Origin of the sequence: Paraglaciecola sp. L3A3 (genome assembly GCF_009796765.1) — a bacterium.
GTDB lineage: Bacteria > Pseudomonadota > Gammaproteobacteria > Enterobacterales > Alteromonadaceae > Paraglaciecola.
Map to the genome: position 1 here is coordinate 3,565,061 of NZ_CP047023.1, position 25,791 is coordinate 3,590,851.

Here is a 25,791-nt window from a genome sequence, read left to right on the forward strand (position 1 = left end):
GCGCTAGGGCGTTCAGAAAACTATAAGCGGCTGGTGCATTTTTTAGTGAGCCAAGCAGTGGCTGGCATAGAACAAGGTGAACAACACCCTACTCCGCCCAAAGAAATAGAAATAGCCATTGAGGTATTTAACAAAGGCGAAGATTACAACCCGCTAAATGACTCATCTGTGCGTGTATATATTTCTAATCTTCGCAAAAAATTGGCAACCTATTATGCCCTTGAAGGCAAAGATGAAACCTTTCATATTTCAATTCCCCCCGGTAGTTATGGTTTAACCTTTACCCCTGTAATTGATGAAAAAGACAATAAACTTACCTCTGAAGAAACCACCACCGAGCAACCGACATCTGCGGTAAAAGCATCAAAAATTAAACCGAATAAGTTGATGCAATTAGTGGCATTAGTTTTAGTACTAATCTCTATCGTGCTGAATGTTTATTTGTTTACTCAACTGCAAGAGCAGCCAAAACATATTAATCGAACTGTGCAAGCTCACCCTTTATGGCAAGATTTACAAAATAACGGCAAACCCACCTTAATCGTACTGGGGGATTTATTTGTTTACCGAGAGAAAGATGCCAACAATAAAAATGATCGCCTAGTACGGAGTTTTTATATTAATAATAAAGAAGACTTAATTCGGTATGTACAAAGCTCGCCTGAAAAAAGCCAATTAATCGCTAAGGCTGGGCGCAAAATTTTGCCTAAAAGCAGCTTTTTTGTATTAAGAGAGTTATTACCTTTGTTTGATAGTAAAAGTCAGTTTGAGGTCAAGCTGGCTTCTGAAATCAGCTCCCAAGATATTGCTCAAAGTAACCTAATTTATATTGGCCTAAATCGCTCTATGGGAATATTAAAAAGTTACACCCAACATTCGAATTTTAATCACAATGGTAAAACTCTGTTCAATAAAACCAGCGGTGAACAATATAATGTCAGTGGTGAATTTTTAAGAGAATATACGGATTATGGACTGTTCTCAAAATTCAGCGGCCCAGCTGACAACGTTATATACCTGATTTCAGGTTTTACTGATTCATCTATCATGCTGATGGCCAAAACGTTAACCCAAACATCATTCTTAGCTGATTTAACTGCCAAACATACTAATCAAGACTTTGACGCAGATAATCACTTCGAAATACTCTTCGAAGTGGACAGTTTTAATCACACAGATCTCAATTCAAGCATGTTATTTAGCGGCGGTAAAAACACTGAATAAAAGCGATTGAATAAAATGTGCTGTACGCTCTAATAGCCCATATACAAACTGACAGTACTCATTGGTATATGCTGACTGTCATGTTTAGATTTAACTGAAGTACGCGCTTAATTATCGTAAGGTGAATCACGTAACGCATTGTTAAACATGGCTTTCACTTCTTTTTGCATGGCTTGTAATTTTTGCGGATATTGTTGGGCAATATTGTGCTTTTCTTGTGGATCTGACGATAAATCGTATAATTCATCGTTAACCAACTTCCAAGAGCCTTGTCTTAACGCTAGGCCATTACGTACAACAACACCTTTCTTTTTATCTAGGTTTCCCCAAAAAATAGTGCGCTCAGCCTGCGCTTTGTGCTCAAACAATACCGGGCCAAGATCAATACCATCCAAATGAAGCTCCTTAGGTAAGATGACATTAGCTTGAACTAAATTGGTAGGCATAATATCCATACTGGTAACAAGCGCATTTGAAATGCCAGGTTTCACCATTTTAGGCGCCCAAACAATGCCCGGTACTCTATGACCCCCTTCATATAGATCCGCTTTTTTGCCTCTAGTAAGCTCGCTCACAGTATGATTCGCGGTTGTCCCTCCATTATCTGAAACAAACCAAATAATAGTGTTGTCTGCCAAACCCAGCCTTTCTACCTGTTGACGAATTTTTCCTACACCTTCATCAGCAGCCAAAACTATGTGTTGCATTAACCAGTCATTATCACCTGGCTTTTCGCTGTAGGTTGGCTGACCGATTCCCCATTTAGGTACTTTTCCTTTATTAGGTCCGCGTTTAATTTTAGAGCCGCGAGCTTGTAATGGATCATGAGGAGCACCGTGTGATACATAGATAAAAAATGGTTTATCTTTATTGTTTTCAATAAATTCAAGGGTGTTATCAGTAATAAGATCAGAATGATAACCCAGCTGTTCATTCAGTTTATCATTCTGCCACCAGTCAAAAGTCCCCACTCGGTCATATTGAAAATGTGCATCGATATTGCCGCTAATAAAACCATTAAATTGATCAAATCCATGATTCAAGGGATTAAATTCTGCTTTGTATCCCAAATGCCATTTACCAAAGATAGCACTCACGTAGCCGCTTTGCTTTAAAGCTTCAGGAAAGGTCAATACCTGCTTAGGTAACCCTCTTTGGTAGTCCTCATGTTCTGGTGAAGCATTAAAAACCAAATGGCTACCGGTGCGTTGTGGGTACAATCCAGTCATCAATGAAGCTCGAGTGGGCGTACACACCACTCCATTCGAGTGATAATCCATCAGTTGTAACCCTTCTGCAGCCAATCTGTCTATTTCAGGGGTTTGGTAATATTGATTGGCAAAACTGCTGACTCCGCCGTAGCCCATATCATCAACCATGATGACTATAATGTTGGGTGGCTGTTTGGCGTTTGAAATAAAACTAATTAACAGAAAAAAACATATACTCGCAACTCGATTCATTTTTACGTTCCTGAGTATTAACGTCTATCGCAGCCGTTAAATTAGAGGTTCCAGAGAGCTAAAAAAGTAAACTAAATTGACCAAAGAGAATAGGTTTTACATGTTAATTTACCGCTAATATCATAAGCTGATTTGATGGTCTGCACTGCATATATACTATGCACAGCAGAATATGAACCAGTTGGATTGACGAGAGTTGAATTGACGAGAGCTAGATTAAGACGACAGTTTAAGTCGTCGTCCAAATCAGAGGTAAATAAAAGCATTTATTTTTTAATCAGCCATATATTTCGAAACTTCACTGGATTGTGGTGATTTTGGAAATAGATAAAGCCATTCGCTTGTTCGGCATTGTTTTCACGACCACGAGTGGGTTTAGATACTTCTACACTGTCATGAATTTTAATACCGTTATGAAAGACAGTCATCTTTGCATTCGTCACTTTTTTGCCATCAACAAAACGCGGAGCGGTAAAATCAATGTCAAAACTTTGCCAATGTAAGGCAGGCAAGCTCAAATTAAGATCCGGCTCTCTTACTTCATAAATAGTTGCGTTCCAGGTATAAGGCTTTTTAATTAACGTCTCGGTTTTCCACGCAGATTTATCACTATCGTGAGCAAAACTGTCACTTATTTGTACTTCGTAAGCATTATTTAAATAGATGCCACTATTGCCTCTATCAGGATGACTAATAGCTAATGTGGGTTTGTATGGGGTAAGGAATTCAACATGCAAAGTGAGATCTTGATAAATGTCGGTGCTACGAAAACCGGCCAAAACCGCGTCGCCAACTTTTTTTGCGCCTTTTATTTTATCGGTAGATGTTCCATCAAATAAAACTATTGCCTCTGCTGGAGCTGGGTTAGCACCGGCTTTAATACTACGATCTATTTTTCTGTAGCTGGCTAATAATTGTTTGATGCGTTTTTCATCATACCACTGATGGCTAACAGCAGAACCATCCCAGCCTGCCCCCGGCAATCCACCTTGATAAAGTGAAGTATAAAATTTTCCCACCGTAGACAATACTTGTAAGGCGTCTTTGCCTTTTATGTATTCACCTTGATATTGAAAGTGAGGTTGTTCTTTCATCGCGACATCGTAATCTGTCCAAGTCGGCACCTTGTCAGGCTTTTTAGCTTGAGCAGCGATAGAAAAAACAGCAATAAAAGCACTAAGTAAAATATATTTTGATACATTCATTTTTATAATTCTTTAGTAAAAAAGATAATTAATCTAGGTTAGGTTGTCGTCGAAAGATTTATTTTCATAACACTCTGTCGATACTCAGTCTAGGATTAGACAGATGGCATTCCATTTAGCTTTATTAACGACATAAAGCCAATAAGTTTACAATTAAATCTACAAGTTTATATTTAAATTAACATAAGTAAAAAACTAAAGCAGCAGTGATTGGAAGATTGGAGCTGAAAAACAGTTAAAAGCAAATACGAGATACGAGCAAAGCATAGAGGCAAAGAATTTAAATCACTGAGGTAATAAGTAAAAAGCAATCTATAAACGCTAACTTAACAATAAGATAAAATAATCGTGGCACCTAAATAAGGGAGGCAAGAGTTTCGAATTAGTAGCTACTTTCCCCCTATCGTTATCAATTTATTAAAGTGAGTTCATTTTGCTGTGAACTCACTGCAGTTTATTAACATCAAACAATACTAAGCAAAATGAGCACCTTGAGTACCAACATAAACCGAATAGATAGATTGACTGGCCGTCATAAATAAACGGTTTCGATGTTTACCGCCAAAACATAAGTTTGAACATATCTCTGGCAACTTTATCAAACCAATACGGTCGCCATTAGGCGCAAAAATATGTACGCCATCAAATCCTTCACCAGCCCAACCAGCACTGGACCAAATATTGCCATGAATATCTGCACGGATCCCGTCAGAGCCTCCTTTTCGCCCATCATACTGCATGGTACAAAAAGTTTTTCCGTTGCTTAATTTAGCGCCATTTATATCCCAAACTCTTATCAGACTAGGACTCGCTCCCGTATCAGACACATATAATTTTTTATAATCAGGGGAAAAACATAATCCATTAGGTTTCACCAAATCATCGCTTACTTTAGTCACTTTGCCATTTTGTCCATCGATTCGGAATACCGCTTCTTTTTGATAAGGCTGCGAAGATCCAGTGTCCGCTTTGGTGCCTTCGTACCACCCCAAGGAACCATAACCAGGATCGGTAAACCAGATACTGTCATCATTCGGATTGACCACTACATCGTTAGGAGCGTTATATGATTTGCCAGCAAAAGAATCAGTTAATACAGTGACACTGCCATTATGTTCATATCTCACTAAACGGCGGCTTAGATGTTCGCAAGCAATTTGTCTGCCCTGAAAGTCGAAGGTATTACCGTTGCTATGACCTGAAGGTTGACGAAAATTACGAGAAACATGGTTATCTTCTTCGAGGTAACGTAGTTGTTCATTGGCAGGTATATCACTCCAAATCAAATAGCGACCTACCGCATTCCAAGCAGGTCCCTCGGCCCAACGCATACCGGTATAAATTCGTTCGATAGCCGCATTACCAACTTTGTAAGTAAAACGTTTATCTAGGGCAATAATGTCAGGCTCTGGATAGCGAATTGGTGCAGCACCAGGTAAATATCGATTTGCGTCCTGAGCATGAGTGACAAAACTAGTCGTTAAAAGCCCAGTGGCGCTCGCTGCGACACTTTTAACAAAGGCCCTTCTAGAAAAAGTATCAGTACTCTTCGGTAGATTAGTATCATTTTTCATGAGAATTTTTATTCCCTGTAAGACAAAGTTATCTCTAATGTAACTAAGCATTTATTTATTAGCAAAACTCTAATCAATAATTACCAAAAATAAGAAGGACAAAAATAGGAAACAGAAACAGCCGAACGAGCTTCGAGCAAAAGCATCAAACAGGAAAAGTCTAGGAGCCGTCAAAGAATTGAATGTGGATGCGCGGTTGATCCTAGTAAATTTTATAAAGCAGTCTGTATTTTTTACATATTGGCAGTTTCATACGAATATTAATCAATATATATCAATCAGTTACAGCAGGCAGGCTTTTTGCAGCTAATATTAATAAATATCATATTGATACAATCCAACTCACTGCAAAAAGGACGATAGATATGCTTTCACTGGCCAATTCAGCTTATATGGCATTTTACCTGTATTTAATTATGTTATTAATTCAATGGATGGTGGCGACATTTAGTAAAACTAGCCAGCCAAATGCGATACCGGGGAAAATGAATGAGGATTTATCTCATGATAGTTTTGTATTTAGAGCCCATCGCACCTTTCACAACACTTTAGAGAACAGTGCTCTGTTTATAGGCACAGTACTTTTCGCATTTTCAATCAACTATCAAAGCATAGTGTTTGCTATCGCAGTATGGACTTACTTGGTAGCACGGGTTATTCACATGGCGCTTTATTACGCAATTGCCACTGAGAAAAATCCTAGTCCTCGAAGTTATTTCTTTTTGATCGCTGTTGCAGCCAATGCCGTGATGTTAGTTATGGTTGGAGTAAGACTACTTTAGATGACGGCTAAATTAATTGTAGCCATTAGAATGACAGCGGATGTCGATTTGATTTGTTAAAGCAGTGAATTGTGTCTGCCTTTCTCGAATCAAGTAACGGATAGTATTAACTGAGTTGAATAAGCACTGTGAGTTAAATTATTTATTGGAGCCATTTGAATGACATCAGCACAAATATTTGCCGACCTAATATTACTTTATGAGCAAATCATCACTAAATTACCATCACTTATCTTAGGTTTAAGCCTATTTATTTTACTATTTTGCTTGGCGAATCCTGTAGCCAATATACTGGTTCGTCCTTTAGAACGCACCAATGCCAGTAAATTAGTGCAGCTAGTAGTGCGCCGCACATTCACTCTAATGGTGATACTCATTGGTTTTTACATTTTATTACGCTTCGCAGGCTTAACTCAATTTGCCGTTGCTTTGATTAGTGGCACAGGTGTTTTAGGCCTAATTGTTGGCTTTGCTTTCAAAGATATAGCAGAAAACTTCCTTTCAAGTTTATTACTTAGCGTACAAAAACCCTTCAAACTTGGTGATATTGTCGAAGTAAGTGGATATTTGGGGGTAGTAAAAAAAATGACGTCACGGGCCACCACATTAGTCGACTTTAATGGCGATCATATTCAACTCCCTAATGCCACTATATATAAAAGTCCGATTCGCAATCTGACCGCAAATCCAAACATGAGAGGGGCTGTAGATATTGGTGTAGGCTATGATGCTGATATACATCAATCTCAAACTATGGCTTTAGATATTTTACAAAATATTGATGCAGTGCTGCCCCAACCTGAACCCCAGGTGTTAGTTGAATCTCTGGGTTCATCAACAGTGAACCTAAAACTATATTTCTGGGTGAACAACGAACAGAACAGTAAATTAAAAGTAGCATCAGTGATTATGAAACAAGTGGTAGAAGCTTTCTTAATAAATAATATCTCAATGCCAGATGATGCTAGAGAAAGGATTATTATCAAATCTGAGCAACAGACAAATAACATGATGAATAATACCCAACCCACACCGCTGCCCCATAAGCAGCGTTTAAATAGTGCCGATGATACATCAAGTGATAATCATGAAATACGACAACAAGCTGCATCAGCAAATGACCCTGATCAGGGGGAAAATATTTTATAACCTCCCAAAAGACACCTCTGACTGCTAAAACAATTAACCTAGTCTATCCGCTAAGGATTTTTTAACACTAATAGCCGCATGCGCATCATTTGCTGCGTATAAAATCTGATGTTGTTGCAGTGGATATTGAGCCCAATTTGATCGCTGCGCGCCCTTACCTAATCGAAATTTAAGCACCATTGCCACAGCCGCCTTTGCACCAATTAGATTTTCGTCCTGTACAAGGTTCTTTAATACAACAGATAAGTCTTGGGTGTTTACAATATTGATATTGAGTTTATTACGTAATTCTTTGTTATCCCCTTTAATGCCAAACCCCACCTTTTGAATATCAGGGTTATTTAAAATAGCATTAGCAGCTGATACGGCAAAAGGAAATCGAGTTGGAAATAAGAAGGCCTTAGACTCTGTAGCCAGTTGGATCAAGGTCGGCCCGGGACTGGTTTGGCCCTTACGAAAGATAGGCTTACTTTCAGTATCAAACCCCAGACATTTTTCCCTTTCTAATACTTTTACTGCATTAAGCGCATCTAGCTCAGTTTCTATAATATTAATATCACCAATGCCAAGGCCTACATACAAAGGCAACCTTTGTACTTGCTCTTTAGTGGGACGTTCCATGTTTATTTCCTATTCTTATTTTTTAAAGCAGCCCTAGAGACTAGTGAAAAAGAAGATACTCGATCCGAGAGGCTAGGAAAAGCGGAATACAGCAGAGTGAATAGGAATGGAGCAGATTCGAGCTTCGAGCAAAAGGATAAAACAAGCCAAGACTAAAGCAAAACAATTAGTCACAGAGTAGCACCGAGAAGACTAAAAAGTAGCTAGTAGATAGATGCTAGAAAAACAGTTTAAAGATTAGCTACAAGATCATCACTGCCCCAGAGCCCGTCATACCTGCATTTCATTAGCAGCAATCTATTAAAAGCAGCCGCTAGTTACGAGCTCAAAAACAGACTGTAGCAATACCCACTATTATGGCTGTCCTAGTAAGCTCCTGGTAAGTTGTAAAAAACAATTCACCACATGGCTTAACGACACAGAAAAAAAATCATTTAAACCTACCAATGGCAAAATCAACGTCTACCCCCTTTTTATTCCGTGGAAAATTAACATTTATAGGCAAAGAACTAGAGCCTGATGAGTAACAACTGCGAATAAAAACCGAAACACGCTGTAAGGAAATGCAAATTTAATGTGTGCTAAAAAGCGATTCGACATTTATGGCACCATTGATATAGGCTATCTTATGGGTTGCCCCATTAATTATATTTCTACTTTGGCGATAGCAGGTATTTGGTTAATAGAGAGTATAATTTATCTAGATCAAAGGGTTTGGATAAATAGGCGTTAAAGCCCTGTTGGCTATATTGAGCTATTTCTTCTGCCATGACATTGGCGGTAAAGGCAATGATAGGTGTGGTATGATCTTTTTTACGAATAGACAAGGTGGCAGCCACTCCATCCATTTTTGGCATTTGAATGTCCATTAAGATTAAATTAGGCGAATATTGCTGCACTTTTTCACAAGCTTCAATACCGTTATTTGCCATATAAATAGTCGCGCCAGTAGGCTCTAATGCATGTAGCATAACCATTTGATTAATTTCATTATCTTCAGCAACTAGCAATACTTTGCCATGTAAATTGGGGACACTGTCAGACTCTTCCGTCAATCTATCTACTGGTGGTTTCTCAATAGTTAGCGGCAATTTAACTTCAAATTTCGTCCCTTCACCTTTAGCACTCTTAACTTGCATATTTCCTTTTAGTGCCGTCACTAAATTCTTGCATATGACTAACCCCAAACCCGTTCCGCCGAATCGCCGGGTAATTGAAGAGTCAGTTTGAGTAAAGGGCTCAAATGCACGAGACAGTTCTTGCGCATCCATTCCAGTGCCAGTATCTTCCACTCGCAGTATTAAGTAATCGGTCTCAGCAGAATGCTCATGACTAATACGCAGAATGACTCGCCCCTGCTCGGTAAACTTAATCCCATTACTCACCAAATTTAATAATATTTGCCCAATACGAGTGGGATCTCCCGCCCAATATGGAGGAATAGCATCTTGTACTTCGACAGTAAAAGCGACGCCTTTTTCTTTTGCCATTTGATTAAATGAAAACTCAACAAAAGTAATAATGTCATCCAATTCAAATGGAATATTTTCCACTTCAATTTTATTGGCTTCTATTTTAGAGAAATCCAGAATATCGCTGATGATGGTTAATAGTTTACGGGCTGAGAATAATGCGCTATCGGTGAGTTTTTTTTGTTTCGTCTCCAGGGGGCTTTGTTTAAGTATTTGTAAGGTGCCAATAACACCATTTAATGGGGTACGAATTTCATGAGACATATTAGCCAAGAACAGGGATTTAGTCTGATTCGCTTGATTGGCGGCCGCGGTTTGTATTTTTAACTGTTGTTGATAACGTTCCTCGCGCTGAAAGACCAACAATATCAGCATCCAAAGTAGGATCAACGGCACAATTATTACTACCGCACTACCCTTGTGTTGATTAAGGTTGTGCCAGTCTATCGCAATCAACCAAGACCCAATTGGTAACCCAATCACTGAAGTCGCTTGAGCGCGTTCAAATATAGATTGTTCGCCATAAACCGCTTTATTCGGTGCTTCGGCTTGTTTGATTGCCACCTTTACTTGAGGAAATAAATGATTGACTGTTGTAAAGAGTAGGTCGTAATCGATAACTACAGATAACACTCCCCAAAACTCACCATTTTGGCTATTCACTATTTTTTGACGGGCAATCAGCCCTTTGCCACCTTGTACCAAATCCACAGGACCATCTAATAAAACTTTATCGCTTTCCAATGCTCGTAATACTGCAGCATATTGCACAGGGATTGATTTGTAATCCAATCCCAAAGCTTTCACATTATTCTGTAAAGGATATATATGCGTAATCACCAGATCTTTAGCAGCACCAATATTACGAATTTGACTATGATGAGTGAGCATATCTTGCGCGAAAGCGGAGAATTGTTGTTGCGTCATCTCTGGGTGTACCGAGATATAGCTTTTTATACCTGCTGTTAGCGCTAGGTTCTGTAATAATTCCCGTTCTAATTGGGCACGATATTGGGATAAAACTTGTGTTGCTGCGACTTTATTTTCTTGGATTTGAGCCTGCTCTTTCCAATAATTAATAATGACACCGACTGCCGCTAAAAACAAAAATGACGCGGCAATTTTACTGACAAATTTTCTGTTGAGAATTACCATGCCGAAGAATCCAATTACACACCTACCCCAATGATTTATATGCTACCTCTAACAAACTCTATTAACAGAGTTTGTTAGCAATTATCCCAATATATACAGAGAGCTTTACCGGAGTTAAATGAAATCAGCCCAATTTTTGTACACACTGCACTATCCAGCTTTTTAATTGTGACTCACTTAAGCCACCCGACAACCTATCAACTTCTTTGCCATGATGAAAGAAAATCAAAGTAGGAATGCTGCGAATGCTAGCGTTTGCTGATACATTTTGCGCTTGTTCGGTATTCACTTTGGCAAATAACAGATCTTTAGATTGTTTAGCCACACTCTCAAAAATGGGCGCCATTGCTTGGCAAGGGCCACACCAACTCGCCCAAAAATCGACAATCACTGGCAAATCATTTTTTTCTATATAGCGATAAAATGTATTATCAGCTAACTCGACAGGAACGGCCGAGTATACAGCTTGCTGACACTTCCCGCATTTAGCCTGTGTATGACTTTTATTTTCTGGGATCCGATTTATTGCTTGGCAATGTGAACAAACTATATGCATTATATTTTCTCTAATTGTTCGATTTAAAGTAAATGCAGAATAAAACAGAGAATACCAGAATGCTACAGAATGAAGCAGTAAAATCAAAAGCCAAAGCTACTAGCAGTAGGTACGAGATAGGATTTAGTGGATAGCAAGAAAAAGACAAAGACTAAAAGTCTTGTCACAGGGTGGCACAAAGAACAGCGAATAATTGTTAAAAGCAAAAGATTAAAAGAATTTGAACCACAGAGGCTTCGCTACACAGAATAAAACATGAAAAACAGCATGGGGAAGACTTTATCAGAATGAAACAGAATAAAGCAGTTACCAGCTGGGGCTAGCGAACAGTCAAGACTCACCATAGATCAAACAAAAATCATCGACTAGAAGATTAACCCAACAAAACCACCCCAAATTTAATTCACCTCACCGGTTGGCCAACTGAAATTTAACACTGACTTTTTTTTATTTTTTATTTTGGACTCAAACTTCCAGAAACCCGTGCCTGTTTAATAAAATATTAAATCTTTGTTTTAATTGATAATTTGACTAATCCCTCATTCATCAATATTATATATTTTAGATAATATTTTAACGTTTAAAAGAAATTGAAAATACAAAACACTAACGGTTTTACCTTAATTGAATTAATCATTGTAATTGTCATTCTCGGAATTTTGGCAGTTGTGGCTGCTCCTAAATTTATTGACCTGAATAAAGATGCAAATATCGCTGCGTTACAAGGGATGTCTGGGGCGGCAAGCGGTGCGGCCAATTTAGTCCACGTAAAGGCGATTATTCAAGGAGTAGTTAACGATCCTACTGGTAATGTTGACATAGATGGTGATGGTGTAGACGATGTTGCCACAATTTATGGCTACCCAAGTGCAAACCGAACAACAGGTCTTGCCAATGCCATTGAATTAGGCGAAGACTGGGCATATGGTGATACATTTGGTGGCGGACAACTATTCATTTCACCAGCTAGAATAGTTGGATTCAATGGGATTACTAACAACAATATTCCACTTCGAGGTCCAAATTGTTATTTTACATACACCCCCCCAGCCTCAGCAAATAGTCAACCCACTTATCAATTTGTTACATCAGGTTGCTAATTGACTATAAAACCACTCTAAAGCAAAGCGTTCCACCACACAGTAATAGCAGTAACAAACAGATAGAAAGAACCAAAGATAAAAGCAGTTAAAGCAGGGCCTAGCAAACAGCCTAGGCTCAGCATAGATGAAACAAATAAGCGAAGCGAATACTTTTACTCGCTTCTATTTACTAGGATCTATCTACTGCTGTTACTGCCTTTATTATTCGCCTGACGTACTCTATGCTTCTTCACCGACCTACGCATACGACTCAACTTAACGTGATCCAATTTACCTGGATCTATCTTAATTAGGGTATTGGTTTCATCTGGTAGTTTTACACTGTTACGTAAAGCATTTAAATCAGGTAAAGTTAATTCTACCCAACCACCTTGTGGTAAACGTTTTTGTAACTCAAGTGCGCCATAACGTACACGTATTAAGCGGCTCACTTGTACGCCTTGCGATTCCCATAAACGCCTTACTTCTCGGTTACGTCCTTCAGACAAACTAACGTTATACCAAGAGTTAGTGCTTTCTTCATCACTTGGTTTTTTCACTATTTCTGTAAATTTAGCTAAGCCATCTTCAAGTTGTACGCCGTCGGTCAGGCGTTTTAACATCTTGTCTTCCACTTCACCAAATACACGAACAGAGTACTCACGTTCAACTTCATGTTTAGGATGCATTAAGCGATTGGCCAACTCACCATCATTGGTAAACAATAATAACCCACTGGTATTAATATCAAGACGACCCACGGCTATCCAGCGCCCATTTTTAATCACTGGTAGGCGATCAAATACAGTGGCACGGCCTTCGGGATCTTTACGGCTGCATAATTCACCTTCAGGTTTGTTATACATCAAAACGCGACACATAGGCGCTTCTTCTGGGGTACTAATAGGATTGCCGTCTACTCTGACTTTATCGCTAGGTTCAACTCTGTCACCTAAAGTGGCAATTTTACCGTTAACAGAAATACGGCCGGCTTCGATCCATCTTTCCATTTCACGACGAGAGCCTACGCCAGCATTGGCTAGGACTTTTTGTAATTTATCACTCATTAATGTATTTGCTCTGGTTCATCTGGAAGTTCAGGATCATCTACCATAGTCGACGTTAGTGTCGGCAAAGTCCTGTTATTTTCCACAGTTTGATTAGTTTGAAGTTCTTTAGAGGTCTGCGTTGCAGAGTCTTCAGAAAGTATATGTAATTGATCATTATTTTGTTCAGATTCAGCTGCTTGTAAAAAGGCCTCTGTGCTTGGCAAATCTGCCAAGCTTTTTAACGAAAAGTAATCGAGAAATTCTTTAGTGGTGGCATATAAAGAAGGCCTACCTGGCACTTCTTTATGACCAATCACTTTTATCCAAGCTCGTTCGCTTAGTGTTTTTATTATATGGCTACTCACTGACACGCCGCGCACATCCTCGATTTCACCTCGAGTAATAGGCTGCCTGTAAGCAATTAAAGACAAAGTTTCTAACATGGCCCGTGAATAACGAGGGGCTTGTTCTTGCCACAATTTGCTTAACCAAGGACTAAGACTGTCCATAGATTGAAAACGATAACCCGAAGCGACTTCCACCAGCTGAATACCCCTTGCTTGGTAGTCTAAGGTTAATTCATCCAATACTTCTTTGAGCATTTTTTTACTGACTTGCAAGCCATCTAGTACCGTTAGCTGTAATTGCTCAAAGGTAATAGCTTGGTCAGCCACAAAAATAGCGGCCTCTACTAATTGTTTTAATTGACCCCGAACAATTTTAGCCATTAGCTTGAACTCCGAACTGGGTATCATCTGCTAGCAGTACTGACTCAGAACTATTTAATCGCACATGCATATTGCCAAAAACTTGACCTTGCACCAGTTCAATTAATTGTTCTTTAGCCAATTCTAAAATCGCCAAAAAGGTTACTACCACCCCAGCTTTGCCTTCATGTGCTTGAAATAACTCATCAAAACCAGTGAAGTGTTCAGAATTTAATTTTTCTAAAATCATACTCATACGTTCACGGGTAGATAAGGTTTCTTTTTCAATGTGATGATGACTAAAGGCATCAGCCCTTTTCATCACCCCTTGAAAACTTAACACTAATTCTTGCATGCTGACATTAGGTAATATTTTAATAGGTTCTACACTGGACGCAGGCTCGGCTGTTGCAATAAAAGTATCTCGCTCTTGCCTAGGAATATTGTCTAACTCATGAGCCGCCTGTTTGATTAATTCATATTCTTTTAAGCGACGAATTAATTCGGCCCTCGGATCGTCCTCATCTTCTTCAGCGTCGGGACGTTTAGGCAATAATAAGCGAGATTTAACTTCAGCTAAAATTGCCGCCATTAACAAGTATTCGGCAGCCAACTCTAATTTTAAATCTTTCATCAATTCAACGTATTGCATATATTGTTGAGTTACTTGATATACAGGTAAATTGACAATATCGAATTTTTGCCGCCGAATAAGGTACAAGAGTAAATCGAGAGGACCTTCAAATGCTTCGAGAATTAACTCTAAGGCGTCGGGAGGAATGTATAAGTCTTCTGGTTTTTCAATTAAAGCCTCACCATTAACAAACGCCAGCGGCAAAGGTTGCTGCACGGGTTCGTTAACATTCGGGCCAGAAAATGAAGAATTGTCAGTAGACATAGTTAGCAAGAATACCTATACAAATGGACTAATATCACCACTACCTTCACGGATAATAGTGTTTTCGCCTTCCGACATATCAATTACAGTAGTCGGTTGTTCACCTAAAAATCCACCATGAATAATCAAGCCCACTTGTTTTTCTAATTTATCGCGAATTTCATCAGGATCCGATTCAGCGATAATTGCATCAGGTAAAATTAAGGTAGTGGACATTAACGGCTCGCCTAATTCTTCTAACAAGGCTAAAGCAATTTTATTATCTGGCACTCGAATACCTATGGTTCTACGTTTCGGGTTTTGTAGACGTTTAGGCACTTCTTTGGTGGCTTTTAAGATAAAAGTATAAGGACCAGGAGTGTTGTTTTTAATGGTACGAAAAGCAGTATTATCGACCCTTGCGTATTCAGACAACTCGGACATATCTTTACACATGAGAGTAAAATTATGCTCTTTCGTGATATGACGAATTCGACATAATTGATCTAAGGCTTTTTTGTCATTCATGTGACAGCCGATAGAATAACCGGAATCCGTTGGGTAAACGATCACTTCGCCTTGGTGTATTAATTCGCAGGCTTGCTTGATCAAACGAGCTTGCGGATTATCTGGATGTATATAAAAAAACTGACTCATTATTTAACTCCTATTCTACTATCCCAGCAGTACTTTGAGTGGGGATGGTTATTCAGCAATACCCACGTCTACGCCTGCCAATTGCCAGTCATGCCATATTGGCACAAGCTGCTTGGGAAGCGAAAGGTTTTTGCCTAATTCAGTCCAACGATTCGGAAAATGAAAATCTGAACCACTGGAGCCTTGTAAATTATGTTCACTAGCCATGTCGGCTAGCAATTTTTTGCGTTCAGGGGTTAAATGAGAATGGATCACTTCCATACCATCACCACCCGCTTGACTAAATTCGCCTACTAAACGTCTTAACCATTTGGTAGTCATATCGTAATGACCTGGATGGGCTAACACAGCTTTTCCGCCAGCGTCGTGGATCCAGTTCACCGCTTCTTCAATAGAGATCCACTTAGGTTTTACATGGGCCTTTTTGCCTTTACCTAAATATTTTTTAAACACTGTATCAAAATCTTTAACCACATTTCTTTGTACTAATACGCGAGCAAAATGCGCTCGGGTCAGCTGGCCGACACCGGCAATTTCTTTAGCATCGGCTAACACATTTTCAATGCCAACCTTGGCTAATTTGTCAGAAATTTGTTGGGCTCGTCTGTCACGCTCTTGGCTTTGCTGCTCTAGGCGCTGCAAAAAAACCGGATCATGGTGATCAACATGTAAACCTAAAATATGAATATCAAAATTATGCCAAGAGGTAGAAATCTCCACACCGGGTAATATTTGCATATCCCTTTTTTGGCTACTTTGATATTGCAGTGCCTCATCAATGCCATGCACAGTATCATGATCTGTAATAGCCAATACATTCACTTGCATATTGTGCGCGCGGTCAATTAACTCCTTTGGAGACAGTTGTCCGTCTGAGTAATATGTATGGCTATGTAAGTCTATTTTCATGTATGGCGTAACTTTTATTTATAGTAAAAAACAATTTGTGTATTGACATAGAAGCATTTTTGTTTTCTTCTATACACACAATAAAGATTGCGAGTAAGCGCATTATACGCTGTCGCAGCCTTATTTCATAAATAAAGTCAAAATTAAAGAGCAATAAGATGAAAAATACTCAAACACACATTACTTGGTGGTGGCACAACCTGAACTAACGGGCTGTGAGTGTTTGTATTTTTACAAATAAATTTTCTAAAAAGCCCGTATAATGCGGGCTTTTTTACGTGTAGCCAAAAATAAATTAGGTCCGCAAAGTACTCAACCCAAAAATAGTTAATGAGAAAAAAAATGAGTTTAGCCCAATTAACAGAACAAGTAGGTAAAGTTGAAACCCTAATTGTATCAGCTGATTACGTAGCCGATCCTTTGCACGCTTATCAATATCTTTGCCAACAAAGTAGCAATAACTTGTTACTTGAATCCGCAGAAATTGAGAGTAAAGACAATTTAAAAAGTTTGTTATTAGTGGATGCCGCAGTCAAATTAGAATGTATCGGTCATCAGGTCACTTGCCGAGCTTTGTCTAACAATGGCCGTGCGGTGTTACCTTTATTTGTAGAGCATTGCCCTGATGGTGTTGAGTACAAGTTTGATCAGGCACAAGGCCTTATCACTTTATCTTTCCCCGAACCCGATCCTGCATTAGACGAAGACAGCAGATTAAAAGCTCCTGCGGTATTTGATGCCTTGCGTTTAGTCACACAAAAAATCACCACTATACGCCAACATCCTAACGCAGTATTTTTAGGTGGTGCCTTAGCTTATGATTTATTAGCCAGTTTTGAAAAACTACCAGATGTGCCAGACAGCGAAAACACCTGTCCCGACTTTGTATTTTACCTAGCTGAAACATTAGTAGTCATTGACCATCAAACTCAAAAAACCGAGATCATTGGCAGTGTCTTTAGTGGTAAAGATGTACGAGACAATTATTTTGAAGTCAGCCAACGTCTAGAACAAGTTAAACATAAACTCAGCACCATTAAACCTTTAGTTAAACACGAAAAAAAACCCATTGATGCCAGTAGTTTACAGGTCAACAAATCTGATGAGGCATTTAAACAAGATGTGATCGATCTAAAAGAACACATATTGGCCGGTGATATTTTCCAAGTGGTACCTTCTCGAACCTTTAGTTTGCCTTGTCCTCACCCACATGATGCATACCGTGAACTTAAAAAACAAAACCCCAGCCCTTACATGTTTTTTTTACAGGATGATAATTTTTATATGTTTGGTGCCTCGCCAGAGTCAGCATTAAAATACACCAAACAAAGTAATCAAGTAGAGATATACCCAATAGCCGGAACTCGACCTCGAGGCAAGCGGGCAGATGGCAGTATCGATCTCGATTTAGACTCTCGCTTAGAATTAAATCTACAAGAAGATTTAAAAGAACGCTCAGAGCACATCATGCTAGTGGACTTAGCTCGTAATGATGTGGCAAAAGTATCTAAACCGGGTAGTCGTTATGTCACTGACTTATTAAAAGTCGACCGCTATTCACACGTAATGCATTTAGTTTCGCGGGTTGTAGGCCAATTACGTGACGATTTAGATGCACTCAACGCCTACCAAGCTTGTATGAATATGGGCACCTTAGTGGGCGCACCTAAAGTCAGTGCAGCGACTCTTATTCGTAATGTAGAAAAACAAAGACGTGGTAGTTATGGTGGAGCGGTCGGTTATATTAATAATAACGGCGACATGGACACCTGCATAGTCATCCGTTCAGCCTTTGTAAAAAATAACATTGCCTATATTCAAGCGGGTGCTGGCGTGGTGTTTGATTCTGTTCCTCAGTCAGAGGCAGATGAAACAAGAGGCAAGGCTCAAGCCGTTATCAGTGCGGTTATTAGCAGCTCACAAACAGATAAAGGAGCCGTGTAATGACTTCTCAACACAAAGATTCAATCCAAGCAGCGAACCATAATACCTGTGTGTTTTTATTAGATAATTTTGACTCATTTACCTACAACCTAGTCGATGAATTACGTAGTCTAGGTCTAGAGTTAATCATTTATCGTAACTCTGTTTCTGCTGAATTGATCTTAGAAAAAATGCAGCAAAAAGCGCAAGAAAAAGACAAACAAGTGATGTTGATGTTGTCTCCCGGTCCAGGTACACCAGCGCAAGCAGGCAGTATGTTAACATTACTGGCTTTAGTCAAAGGGCTGTTTCCGGTACTAGGAATTTGTTTAGGTCATCAAGCTATTGTTGAATCTTATGGCGGCGACATTATCCGTTCTAACGAAGTGATGCATGGTAAATCTTCATTAATTAAGCACTGCGCCGACAAAATGTTTAACAATATGCCACAACCTTTACCAGTAGCTCGTTATCATTCACTTATGGCGGCGAATATTCCCCAAGAATTAGAGATACTAGCCAGTTATAATGATATTCCTATGTCGGTGGCACATCTAAAAGATAAAATGCTTGGATTTCAATTTCACCCTGAGTCAATTTTAACTTCTCAAGGTAGTCAGTTGTTAATGCAGAGCATTCAATATTTAACTCAAAATCACCAAGGATAAGGCACACTATTATGATCCATAACATTCTAGAACAGTTATACCAGGGCAAAGATTTACAACAAGCCGAAGTAACTGAAGTGTTTTCCCAGGTGGTCACAGGACAAGTTGACGACATCGTTTTATCGTCATTGTTAACAGCGCTAAAAATAAAAGGCGAATGCCCAGCTGAAATAGCAGGCGCCGCCACCGCTTTAATTAATAACGCAGAACCTTTCCCTCGACCTGACTATGAATTTGCCGATATTGTCGGCACAGGTGGTGATGGGCACAATACGATTAATATTTCTTCGGCTTCAGCAATAGTGGCTGCAAGCTGCGGCTTAAAAGTCGCCAAACATGGTAATCGTAGCGTCTCTAGTAAATCTGGTTCAGCTGATTTATTTAAAGCATTTGGCTTAGAATTAACCATGTCTCCGGAACGTGCTCGCGAATGTCTAGACCAGTCAAATTTATGTTTTTTGTTTGCGCCTAATTATCACTCAGGTATTCGCCATGCGATGCCAGTGCGTACCACCTTAAAAACTCGAACTTTATTTAATTTACTCGGTCCTTTGGTAAACCCAGCTCGTCCTAGCCATATCATTATTGGTGTGTATGCCCCTGAATTATTAATGCCTTTTGCTAAAACATTACAACTATTAGGTTATCAAAAAGCCTTAGTAATACATGGTAGTGGTTTAGATGAGTTTGCTTTACATGGTGACACTCAAGTTGTTGAGATCCAAGGTCAAAAACTGACTGAATTTACTTTGTCACCAGCAGACTTTGGCCTTGAATCTTATCCTTTAGCAGCCATTAAAGGTGGTGAGCCTGAAGAAAACAAAGACTTAATCGAAGATGTATTGCAAGGTAAAGGTCAAGCGGCCCACCAAGCTGCAGTGGCAATGAATTCAGGGGCACTATTAAAACTGTGTGGTAAAACTGATACTTATCAGCAAGGTGCAGCCATGGCAATTGACGCCATGCAACAAAAATTACCTTTGGCAACTATGACAATGTCAGCTGACATCAGTCAACAAAGCAATTAATTCAAAATAAGGGATCAACAAGTTAAATGGCTAACGTATTAGAAAAAATCGTTTTAGACAAACGTCAAGAAATTGCCCAGCGTAAAATTGACTTGCCTTTGCAAAGTTTTGTAGAGCAACTGACTCCTTCTGATAGAAGTTTTTATGCAGCTTTGGCCCAGCCCAATGCTGGTTTTATTTTAGAGTGTAAAAAAGCATCGCCTTCAAAAGGATTAATTCGCGAAGACTTTAACTTAGATGAAATCATTCAAGCTTATCTACCTTTTGCAGCATGTATATCGGTGCTAACAGACGAAAAATATTTTCAAGGCAAATTTGAGTACTTAGAATACGTACGTAAAAACGTCACTCAACCTGTGATCAATAAAGACTTCTTTATCGAAGCGTATCAAGTACATTTAGCTCGCTATCATAATGCAGATGCTATTTTGTTAATGTTATCGGTATTAGATGATGCCCAGTACATAGAATTGGCCACCTTAGCTCAACATTATCAATTAGACGTATTGACTGAAGTGAGCAACGAAGAAGAAGCCCACAGAGCCATTGCCCTAGAAGCAAAAATTATTGGTATTAATAATCGTAATTTACGTGATTTAAGTACAGACTTAGCTACCACAGAACAACTAGTACCTATCATCAAACAACAGGCTAAACACGAATATGTGATTATTTCTGAATCGGGTATTTACACTCACCAAGATGTACGCCGATTGGCTCCTTTGGTAGACGGATTTTTAGTCGGTAGTTCGTTAATGTCTGAAGATGACATTACTCAGGCCGCTAAGCAGTTGTTGTATGGAACAGTCAAAGTGTGTGGTACCACCAGCTTAAGTGGTGCTAAATTAGTCAAAGATAGTCCAGCCAGTTACGCTGGGTTAATTTTTGCTGAAAAATCCAAACGTTTTGTCACTTTCGAACAAGCTAAACAAATTACTTATGCCGTACCCTTTAACTATGTAGGGGTATTTGTTAATGCGCCCATTGAACAAGTTGTACGTTATTCGAAAGAATTAGGCTTAGCAGCAGTACAACTGCACGGACAAGAAGATCAAAGATATATCGATCAGCTTGGGGTTGAACTCAATCAAAACTGTCAAATTTGGTTAGCCAAAGGGGTGAAAGACAGCCTACCCGCCCTAGACGAAAAACAAGTGGATTATTTTTTACTCGACTGCCAAGTAGGTGAACAATCTGGTGGTACAGGCCAAACCTTTAGTTGGCAACTGTTAAATACAATAACAGACAAATCTAAGCTTATTTTAGCTGGCGGTGTTACTCCTGAAAATGTAAAGCTCGCCGCGCAACAAGGTCTAGCTATGCTAGATCTAAACTCAGGTGTAGAAACATCACCTGGGATCAAAAACCAAGAAAAACTGAATCAAGCTTTTAGCCAACTTAGAGAGTATTAAACTAGGTTTAAATAGCTAGGTACGAGTCTCGAAAAGCGAAAGTGATAACCCTCGCAGCTAAAAAATATACATTTAAAAGAATAGGTTAAATATGATGAATAAATTAAACAGTAAATTTGGTGAGTACGGTGGTATGTATGTACCAGAATTACTTATTCCTGCGCTCGACCAACTTGAACAAGCTTTTATTGATGCACAACAAGATCCTGAATTCCAAGCCGAGTTCATGGGTTTATTAAAAGACTATGCTGGCCGTCCAACAGCTATGACGTTAACCCGTAATTTAGTCAGCAACCCTAAAGTTAAGTTATATTTAAAACGTGAAGACTTGCTTCACGGCGGCGCACATAAAACTAACCAAGTGTTAGGCCAAGCGTTATTAACTAAACGCATGGGTAAAACCGAAGTTATCGCGGAAACCGGCGCTGGACAACATGGTGTCGCCACCGCTCTTGCTTGTGCATTGATGGGTCTTAAAGCTCGTATCTATATGGGCGCAAAAGACGTAGAACGTCAAGCTCCTAACGTATTTAGAATGCGCTTAATGGGTGCTGAAGTGATCCCAGTTAATTCCGGCTCTGGTACCTTAAAAGATGCAGTAAATGAAGCCATGCGTGATTGGTCTGGCAGTTATGACAAAGCCCACTATTTATTAGGTACGGCCGCAGGTCCCCACCCTTTCCCAACAATTGTACGTGAATTCCACCGCATGATAGGTGAAGAAACCAAAGCGCAAATATTAGAAAAAGAAGGTCGTTTGCCCGATGCAGTTGTTGCTTGTGTTGGTGGTGGGTCAAACGCAATTGGTATGTTCGCTGACTTTATAGAAGAATCTAGTGTGCGCTTAGTGGGTGTAGAACCTGCAGGTAAAGGTGTACATACCAAAGATCATGGTGCTGCTATTGGCCAAGGCACAACCGGTATTTTACATGGTGCTTATAGCTATATCATGCAAGATGACGATGGCCAAATAGAAGAATCTTATTCTGTTTCTGCAGGTTTAGATTACCCTGCTGTGGGTCCGCAACATGCTTATTTATCAGATATTGGCCGTGCTGAATATGTATCGGTAACCGATGAAGAAGCATTAAATGCCTTCCAATTGCTGTCTCGTAAAGAAGGTATTATCCCGGCCCTTGAATCATCTCATGCCCTAGCCCACGCCTTAGACATGGCTGATGAAGCAGAAGACGGCACTATTATTGTGGTGAACTTATCAGGCCGCGGTGATAAAGATTTAGCCCACGTCCATAGTATTTTAGGAGACGCAAAATAATGACTAACGCTCTGATAGAAACTGATCGTTACGCAAACATGTTCAGCCAACTTAATGGTAAAAACGAAGGGGCTTTTGTTCCTTTTGTGATGGTTGGTGATCCGGATGTAGATACTTCGGTTAATATAATTAAGGCCTTAATCGAAGGCGGTGCTGATGCATTAGAATTAGGCTTTCCTTATTCAGATCCTATTGCTGATGGGCCTACTATTCAACAAGCAGCAATACGTGCTTTAAGTCACAAAATTAAAACCACAGAATGTTTTTCGGTAATTAAAAGAGTACGTGAAATTAACGCCGATATTCCTATTGGTTTATTGTTGTATAGCAACTTAGTGATTAAGCGTGGTATTGAGAAATTCTACACCGATGCAGCTGATGCAGGGGTCGATTCAATATTGATTGCTGACGTACCATTACGTGAAGCAGATCGTTTTATTGCCATGGCGGAACAAACCGGAGTTAAACAAATATTGATAGCACCACCTAATGCTAGCGATGAAACCTTGTCTGAGATCGGTAAAAAATCCCAGGGTTATACATACCTCTTAGGCCGGGCTGGCGTAACAGGTGCTGAAACTGCTGTGACCATTCCTGCCAGTGAATTAATTGAAAAATTAGTGCAATACAAAGTAGCACCGCCTCTGTTAGGGTTTGGTATTTCCACTCCACAACAAGTTTCAGATGCGATAAAATCTGGCGCGGCTGGTGCAATATCAGGCTCAGCAACAGTTAACATAGTGGCAGAAAACCTTGCACAGCCTGAAGTCATGTTCGATAAACTAAGAACATTTGTTAGCGAAATGAAACAAGCTACCAAATAGGCCTGACAATGAAACTTTACTTAGTACTTTTGCTCACAGGCCTTAGCTGTTTATCAGCTAAGGTGTTGGCAAACAATAACTTTGCCGAAGACTTAGATTATATTCAGCAGTTTGATTCACCCATCATACTTAAATCAAAAGATCAGCAAAGCCAACTTGTATTGTCGGCGCAACACCAAGGCAGAGTATTAACCAGTACCGCCACTGGTGTTAAAGGGCTAAGTAATGCTTGGTTAGATAAAAAAGCGCTACAAAACAAAACAGGCAATGTGGGCGGCGAAGACAGGACTTGGATTGCACCCATAGGCTCAAAATTTTCATTATTTTATCCTGCAGGTAAAGAGATAAAATCAGAAAACTGGCAAGTGCCTACAGCCCTTAATGAGAAAAACTACTCAGTTGTTTTAGCCAATAATAAAACAGTTCATTTTCAAAAAAATTTACAGTTAATTAATCATCAAAACAGTCAATTTTCAGTCCAGTTAGATAGAAAAATCACCCTGTTAAATAAGCCAGAAATTGAACAACATTTAAATATACAACTACCCAAAGCAGTCAACCAAGTGGCCTACAGCTCGGATACAGAGCTGACTAATCTAGGTGATAATTGGCATGTGGATAAAGGGTTGATCACACTTTGGTCTATGGCCATGTTACAAGGCTCTGATGATAATATTTCTATGTTTACCATTACCCCTGAACAAGCCCCTGCACAGAGTTATTTATATGACTTATATGGCGATAGATTAATTAGTAAAGAGCATTTAATCTTTTACAAAACCGACGGTAAATACCGTAGTAAAATAGGCATTCCTGTGGCTATTAGTGGCAACTTAATTTTGTCGTACTCTCCTTCACTAAAGCGTTTAACTGTGATTAAGTTTACTCTGAATAAGCAAGCTGCCTACCCTATATCCTTAGAACAAGAAAATACTAATGGCATAAAAGGCGATGTAACCAATGCCTACAACCATGGCAATATGGATGGCAGTCTATTAGCCAACTCGGCTTTTTTTGAATTAGAAAGCTCGGCTCCAATGCGAGCACTCAAAACCAATGAATCAGTTAGTCATACTCAACAAGTGTTCCATTTTGTTGGTCAAGTTCATCTACTTGATCTAATAGCCAAACAGTTAGTTGGCATCAAGGTCAGCGAAACTGACAATATTTTTCAATCTCAATAAACAATAGGAAATCTACCATGTGGTATGTGATTTATAGCGAAGACGTGGAAAACAGTTTACCAATGCGCAAAGAAGCTCGACCAGCTCACTTAGCTAGGTTACAAGAATTGACTGACCAAGGTCGCCTTTTAGTTGCTGGACCTTGTCCTGCTATTGATAGTGATGATCCCGGTGAAGCTGGTTTTACTGGCTCTGTGGTTATTTTAGACTTTGATAGTTTAGAGCAAGCTAAAGAATGGGCCGCTGCCGACCCTTACATGGCAGCTGGCGTATATAAAACCGTAACGGTTAAACCTTACAAAAAAGTGTTCCCTTAGTCACATATGTCGACAATACTGGCTGACACAAAAAAGAGCAACCCATCCAATTCTTATCTATGGATTGAGATGTTTGCTCTTTTTGTTATTACCCCTATTTTATTGGCCACACCTGTCCATTTTGTTATCAAGTTAAGCTATGTGTTAGCGGCATTGGTTTGCTGTATAACAATTTCTCGTCGACAAAATTGGTTTGTAAAAACTGAATTAGTCGGCAAAAAACCTTTTAACTTTACAACTGCCATGACTTTACGCTTTATTACTTTTGTCATTATTTCGACGGCTTTAGTTTGGTACATTTTCCCTGAAACTTTATTTTCTGTGGTACTTACCACCCCTTGGTTATGGCTGGCTGTCAGTTTATTTTACGCCTTGTTTTCTGTTTATCCCCAAGAGTTTTTATATCGTTTGTTTTTTATCCGCCGATACCAACATTTGCTGTCTAGCCGTTATTTATTTTTGCTTTTAAATGCCTTCATATTTAGTCTGGCTCACACATTTTTAGCGAATAATTTAGTGTTTATTTTGACCTTTGTAGGCGGAGTTTTGTTTACCTTAACCTTTAAAAAAAGCCAATCTTTAGTGCTAGTCAGTTTAGAACATAGTGCCTATGGAGTTTGGTTATTTACCTTAGGGCTAGGCAAAATTTTAGCCTTTCCAGGAGCTTAAAATTGTAT

The 25,791-nt window shown here is 39.3% G+C and carries 24 protein-coding genes; 13 read left to right on the plus strand and 11 right to left on the minus strand.

The window, feature by feature from the left end; all coding sequences use genetic code 11:
• The first annotated feature begins 45 nt into the window (after positions 1-45).
• Complete coding sequence (locus GQR87_RS14795; RefSeq protein ID WP_158970619.1) at positions 46-1,224, plus strand: hypothetical protein; 1,179 nt, start codon at positions 46-48, stop codon at positions 1,222-1,224.
• A gap of 107 nt (positions 1,225-1,331) precedes the next feature.
• Here GQR87_RS14795 and GQR87_RS14800 read toward each other — a convergent pair whose 3' ends face one another.
• The 3 genes from GQR87_RS14800 to GQR87_RS14810 all read right to left on the minus strand — a co-directional run bounded on the left by GQR87_RS14800 (position 1,332) and on the right by GQR87_RS14810 (position 5,466).
• The gene (locus GQR87_RS14800) at positions 1,332-2,687 is read right to left on the minus strand and encodes a sulfatase-like hydrolase/transferase (protein ID WP_158970621.1); all 1,356 of its coding nucleotides are present in this window, start codon (positions 2,685-2,687) and stop codon (positions 1,332-1,334) included.
• Positions 2,688-2,953: 266 nt separating this feature from the next.
• Complete coding sequence (locus GQR87_RS14805) at positions 2,954-3,892, minus strand: DUF1080 domain-containing protein (protein ID WP_158970623.1); 939 nt, start codon at positions 3,890-3,892, stop codon at positions 2,954-2,956.
• A 473-nt stretch (positions 3,893-4,365) separates the two neighbouring features.
• A complete protein-coding gene (locus GQR87_RS14810; RefSeq protein ID WP_158970625.1) occupies positions 4,366-5,466 on the minus strand; it encodes an SMP-30/gluconolactonase/LRE family protein in 1,101 nt (366 codons plus the stop codon).
• 365 nt (positions 5,467-5,831) lie between these two features.
• Between GQR87_RS14810 and GQR87_RS14815 the strand changes: the two genes are divergently transcribed.
• Together GQR87_RS14815 and GQR87_RS14820 are read left to right on the plus strand one after the other, a co-directional pair.
• Positions 5,832-6,248 carry an MAPEG family protein gene (locus GQR87_RS14815; RefSeq protein WP_158970626.1) on the plus strand — a complete coding sequence of 139 codons (417 nt, stop codon included), beginning with the start codon at positions 5,832-5,834 and terminating at the stop codon, positions 6,246-6,248.
• A 159-nt stretch (positions 6,249-6,407) separates the two neighbouring features.
• Positions 6,408-7,397 carry a mechanosensitive ion channel family protein gene (locus GQR87_RS14820; protein ID WP_158970628.1) on the plus strand — a complete coding sequence of 330 codons (990 nt, stop codon included), beginning with the start codon at positions 6,408-6,410 and terminating at the stop codon, positions 7,395-7,397.
• Positions 7,398-7,430: 33 nt separating this feature from the next.
• On the opposite strand, the gene GQR87_RS14825 is transcribed toward GQR87_RS14820, so the two are convergent.
• The 3 genes from GQR87_RS14825 to trxC form a co-directional block, all read right to left on the minus strand.
• Entirely contained in the window at positions 7,431-8,018 is a 588-nt protein-coding gene (locus GQR87_RS14825) for a 3'-5' exonuclease (RefSeq protein WP_158970630.1), read from the minus strand.
• A gap of 653 nt (positions 8,019-8,671) precedes the next feature.
• Entirely contained in the window at positions 8,672-10,645 is a 1,974-nt protein-coding gene (locus GQR87_RS14830; RefSeq protein WP_158970632.1) for an ATP-binding protein, read from the minus strand.
• A 124-nt stretch (positions 10,646-10,769) separates the two neighbouring features.
• Positions 10,770-11,201 carry a thioredoxin TrxC gene (trxC, locus tag GQR87_RS14835; protein WP_158970634.1) on the minus strand — a complete coding sequence of 144 codons (432 nt, stop codon included), beginning with the start codon at positions 11,199-11,201 and terminating at the stop codon, positions 10,770-10,772.
• A 590-nt stretch (positions 11,202-11,791) separates the two neighbouring features.
• On the opposite strand from trxC, the gene GQR87_RS14840 reads away from it, so the two are divergent.
• Entirely contained in the window at positions 11,792-12,301 is a 510-nt protein-coding gene (locus GQR87_RS14840) for a prepilin-type N-terminal cleavage/methylation domain-containing protein (protein ID WP_158970636.1), read from the plus strand.
• Between the two features lie 179 nt (positions 12,302-12,480).
• On the opposite strand, the gene rluB is transcribed toward GQR87_RS14840, so the two are convergent.
• From rluB to GQR87_RS14865, 5 genes are read right to left on the minus strand one after another with little or no spacing between them, the layout of a single operon-like run.
• On the minus strand, positions 12,481-13,350 hold the full coding sequence (gene rluB, locus GQR87_RS14845; protein WP_158970638.1) for a 23S rRNA pseudouridine(2605) synthase RluB: 870 nt from the start codon (positions 13,348-13,350) through the stop codon (positions 12,481-12,483).
• On the minus strand, positions 13,350-14,060 hold the full coding sequence (scpB, locus tag GQR87_RS14850; protein ID WP_158970640.1) for an SMC-Scp complex subunit ScpB: 711 nt from the start codon (positions 14,058-14,060) through the stop codon (positions 13,350-13,352). Before scpB ends, rluB begins: the two co-directional genes overlap by 1 nt.
• Complete coding sequence (locus GQR87_RS14855; RefSeq protein WP_158970642.1) at positions 14,053-14,937, minus strand: ScpA family protein; 885 nt, start codon at positions 14,935-14,937, stop codon at positions 14,053-14,055. Before GQR87_RS14855 ends, scpB begins: the two co-directional genes overlap by 8 nt.
• Positions 14,938-14,952: 15 nt before the next feature.
• Entirely contained in the window at positions 14,953-15,573 is a 621-nt protein-coding gene (locus tag GQR87_RS14860; protein ID WP_158970644.1) for an L-threonylcarbamoyladenylate synthase, read from the minus strand.
• Positions 15,574-15,621: 48 nt separating this feature from the next.
• Positions 15,622-16,482 (minus strand): PHP domain-containing protein, encoded by an 861-nt coding sequence (locus tag GQR87_RS14865; RefSeq protein WP_158970646.1) that lies wholly within the window; start codon positions 16,480-16,482, stop codon positions 15,622-15,624.
• A gap of 342 nt (positions 16,483-16,824) precedes the next feature.
• Between GQR87_RS14865 and GQR87_RS14870 the strand changes: the two genes are divergently transcribed.
• The 9 genes from GQR87_RS14870 to GQR87_RS14910 all read left to right on the plus strand — a co-directional run bounded on the left by GQR87_RS14870 (position 16,825) and on the right by GQR87_RS14910 (position 25,783).
• On the plus strand, positions 16,825-18,426 hold the full coding sequence (locus tag GQR87_RS14870; protein WP_158970648.1) for an anthranilate synthase component 1: 1,602 nt from the start codon (positions 16,825-16,827) through the stop codon (positions 18,424-18,426).
• Positions 18,426-19,073: an aminodeoxychorismate/anthranilate synthase component II gene (locus GQR87_RS14875; protein ID WP_158970650.1), complete on the plus strand. Its 648-nt coding sequence runs from the start codon at positions 18,426-18,428 to the stop codon at positions 19,071-19,073. Before GQR87_RS14870 ends, GQR87_RS14875 begins: the two co-directional genes overlap by 1 nt.
• Before the next feature lie 11 nt (positions 19,074-19,084).
• Entirely contained in the window at positions 19,085-20,101 is a 1,017-nt protein-coding gene (gene trpD / locus GQR87_RS14880; RefSeq protein ID WP_158970652.1) for an anthranilate phosphoribosyltransferase, read from the plus strand.
• A 26-nt stretch (positions 20,102-20,127) separates the two neighbouring features.
• Complete coding sequence (gene trpCF, locus GQR87_RS14885; protein ID WP_158970654.1) at positions 20,128-21,513, plus strand: bifunctional indole-3-glycerol-phosphate synthase TrpC/phosphoribosylanthranilate isomerase TrpF; 1,386 nt, start codon at positions 20,128-20,130, stop codon at positions 21,511-21,513.
• 94 nt (positions 21,514-21,607) lie between these two features.
• The gene (gene trpB, locus GQR87_RS14890; protein ID WP_158973035.1) at positions 21,608-22,789 is read left to right on the plus strand and encodes a tryptophan synthase subunit beta; all 1,182 of its coding nucleotides are present in this window, start codon (positions 21,608-21,610) and stop codon (positions 22,787-22,789) included.
• Positions 22,789-23,613: a tryptophan synthase subunit alpha gene (gene trpA / locus GQR87_RS14895; RefSeq protein WP_158970656.1), complete on the plus strand. Its 825-nt coding sequence runs from the start codon at positions 22,789-22,791 to the stop codon at positions 23,611-23,613. The genes trpB and trpA overlap by 1 nt, the downstream gene beginning before the upstream one ends.
• Positions 23,614-23,621: 8 nt before the next feature.
• Complete coding sequence (locus GQR87_RS14900) at positions 23,622-24,797, plus strand: DUF6786 family protein (RefSeq protein WP_158970658.1); 1,176 nt, start codon at positions 23,622-23,624, stop codon at positions 24,795-24,797.
• Between the two features lie 17 nt (positions 24,798-24,814).
• Positions 24,815-25,114 carry a YciI family protein gene (locus GQR87_RS14905; protein WP_158970660.1) on the plus strand — a complete coding sequence of 100 codons (300 nt, stop codon included), beginning with the start codon at positions 24,815-24,817 and terminating at the stop codon, positions 25,112-25,114.
• A 69-nt stretch (positions 25,115-25,183) separates the two neighbouring features.
• On the plus strand, positions 25,184-25,783 hold the full coding sequence (locus tag GQR87_RS14910) for a CPBP family intramembrane glutamic endopeptidase (RefSeq protein WP_158970662.1): 600 nt from the start codon (positions 25,184-25,186) through the stop codon (positions 25,781-25,783).
• The last annotated feature ends 8 nt before the right edge of the window (positions 25,784-25,791 follow it).

Excerpts from the sequence above, each read along its gene's own strand:
- GQR87_RS14800 (WP_158970621.1), bottom strand. The coding sequence starts at position 2,687 with ATGAATCGAGTTGCGAGTATATGTTTTTTTCTGTTAATTAGTTTTATT.
- GQR87_RS14805 (WP_158970623.1), bottom strand. The coding sequence starts at position 3,892 with ATGAATGTATCAAAATATATTTTACTTAGTGCTTTTATTGCTGTTTTT.
- GQR87_RS14810 (WP_158970625.1), bottom strand. The coding sequence starts at position 5,466 with ATGAAAAATGATACTAATCTACCGAAGAGTACTGATACTTTTTCTAGA.
- GQR87_RS14815 (WP_158970626.1), top strand. The coding sequence starts at position 5,832 with ATGCTTTCACTGGCCAATTCAGCTTATATGGCATTTTACCTGTATTTA.
- GQR87_RS14820 (WP_158970628.1), top strand. The coding sequence starts at position 6,408 with ATGACATCAGCACAAATATTTGCCGACCTAATATTACTTTATGAGCAA.
- GQR87_RS14825 (WP_158970630.1), bottom strand. The coding sequence starts at position 8,018 with ATGGAACGTCCCACTAAAGAGCAAGTACAAAGGTTGCCTTTGTATGTA.
- GQR87_RS14830 (WP_158970632.1), bottom strand. The coding sequence starts at position 10,645 with ATGGTAATTCTCAACAGAAAATTTGTCAGTAAAATTGCCGCGTCATTT.
- trxC (WP_158970634.1), bottom strand. The coding sequence starts at position 11,201 with ATGCATATAGTTTGTTCACATTGCCAAGCAATAAATCGGATCCCAGAA.
- rluB (WP_158970638.1), bottom strand. The coding sequence starts at position 13,350 with ATGAGTGATAAATTACAAAAAGTCCTAGCCAATGCTGGCGTAGGCTCT.
- scpB (WP_158970640.1), bottom strand. The coding sequence starts at position 14,060 with ATGGCTAAAATTGTTCGGGGTCAATTAAAACAATTAGTAGAGGCCGCT.
- GQR87_RS14855 (WP_158970642.1), bottom strand. The coding sequence starts at position 14,937 with ATGTCTACTGACAATTCTTCATTTTCTGGCCCGAATGTTAACGAACCC.
- GQR87_RS14860 (WP_158970644.1), bottom strand. The coding sequence starts at position 15,573 with ATGAGTCAGTTTTTTTATATACATCCAGATAATCCGCAAGCTCGTTTG.
- GQR87_RS14865 (WP_158970646.1), bottom strand. The coding sequence starts at position 16,482 with ATGAAAATAGACTTACATAGCCATACATATTACTCAGACGGACAACTG.
- GQR87_RS14870 (WP_158970648.1), top strand. The coding sequence starts at position 16,825 with ATGAGTTTAGCCCAATTAACAGAACAAGTAGGTAAAGTTGAAACCCTA.
- GQR87_RS14875 (WP_158970650.1), top strand. The coding sequence starts at position 18,426 with ATGACTTCTCAACACAAAGATTCAATCCAAGCAGCGAACCATAATACC.
- trpD (WP_158970652.1), top strand. The coding sequence starts at position 19,085 with ATGATCCATAACATTCTAGAACAGTTATACCAGGGCAAAGATTTACAA.
- trpCF (WP_158970654.1), top strand. The coding sequence starts at position 20,128 with ATGGCTAACGTATTAGAAAAAATCGTTTTAGACAAACGTCAAGAAATT.
- trpB (WP_158973035.1), top strand. The coding sequence starts at position 21,608 with ATGAATAAATTAAACAGTAAATTTGGTGAGTACGGTGGTATGTATGTA.
- trpA (WP_158970656.1), top strand. The coding sequence starts at position 22,789 with ATGACTAACGCTCTGATAGAAACTGATCGTTACGCAAACATGTTCAGC.
- GQR87_RS14900 (WP_158970658.1), top strand. The coding sequence starts at position 23,622 with ATGAAACTTTACTTAGTACTTTTGCTCACAGGCCTTAGCTGTTTATCA.
- GQR87_RS14905 (WP_158970660.1), top strand. The coding sequence starts at position 24,815 with ATGTGGTATGTGATTTATAGCGAAGACGTGGAAAACAGTTTACCAATG.
- GQR87_RS14910 (WP_158970662.1), top strand. The coding sequence starts at position 25,184 with ATGTTTGCTCTTTTTGTTATTACCCCTATTTTATTGGCCACACCTGTC.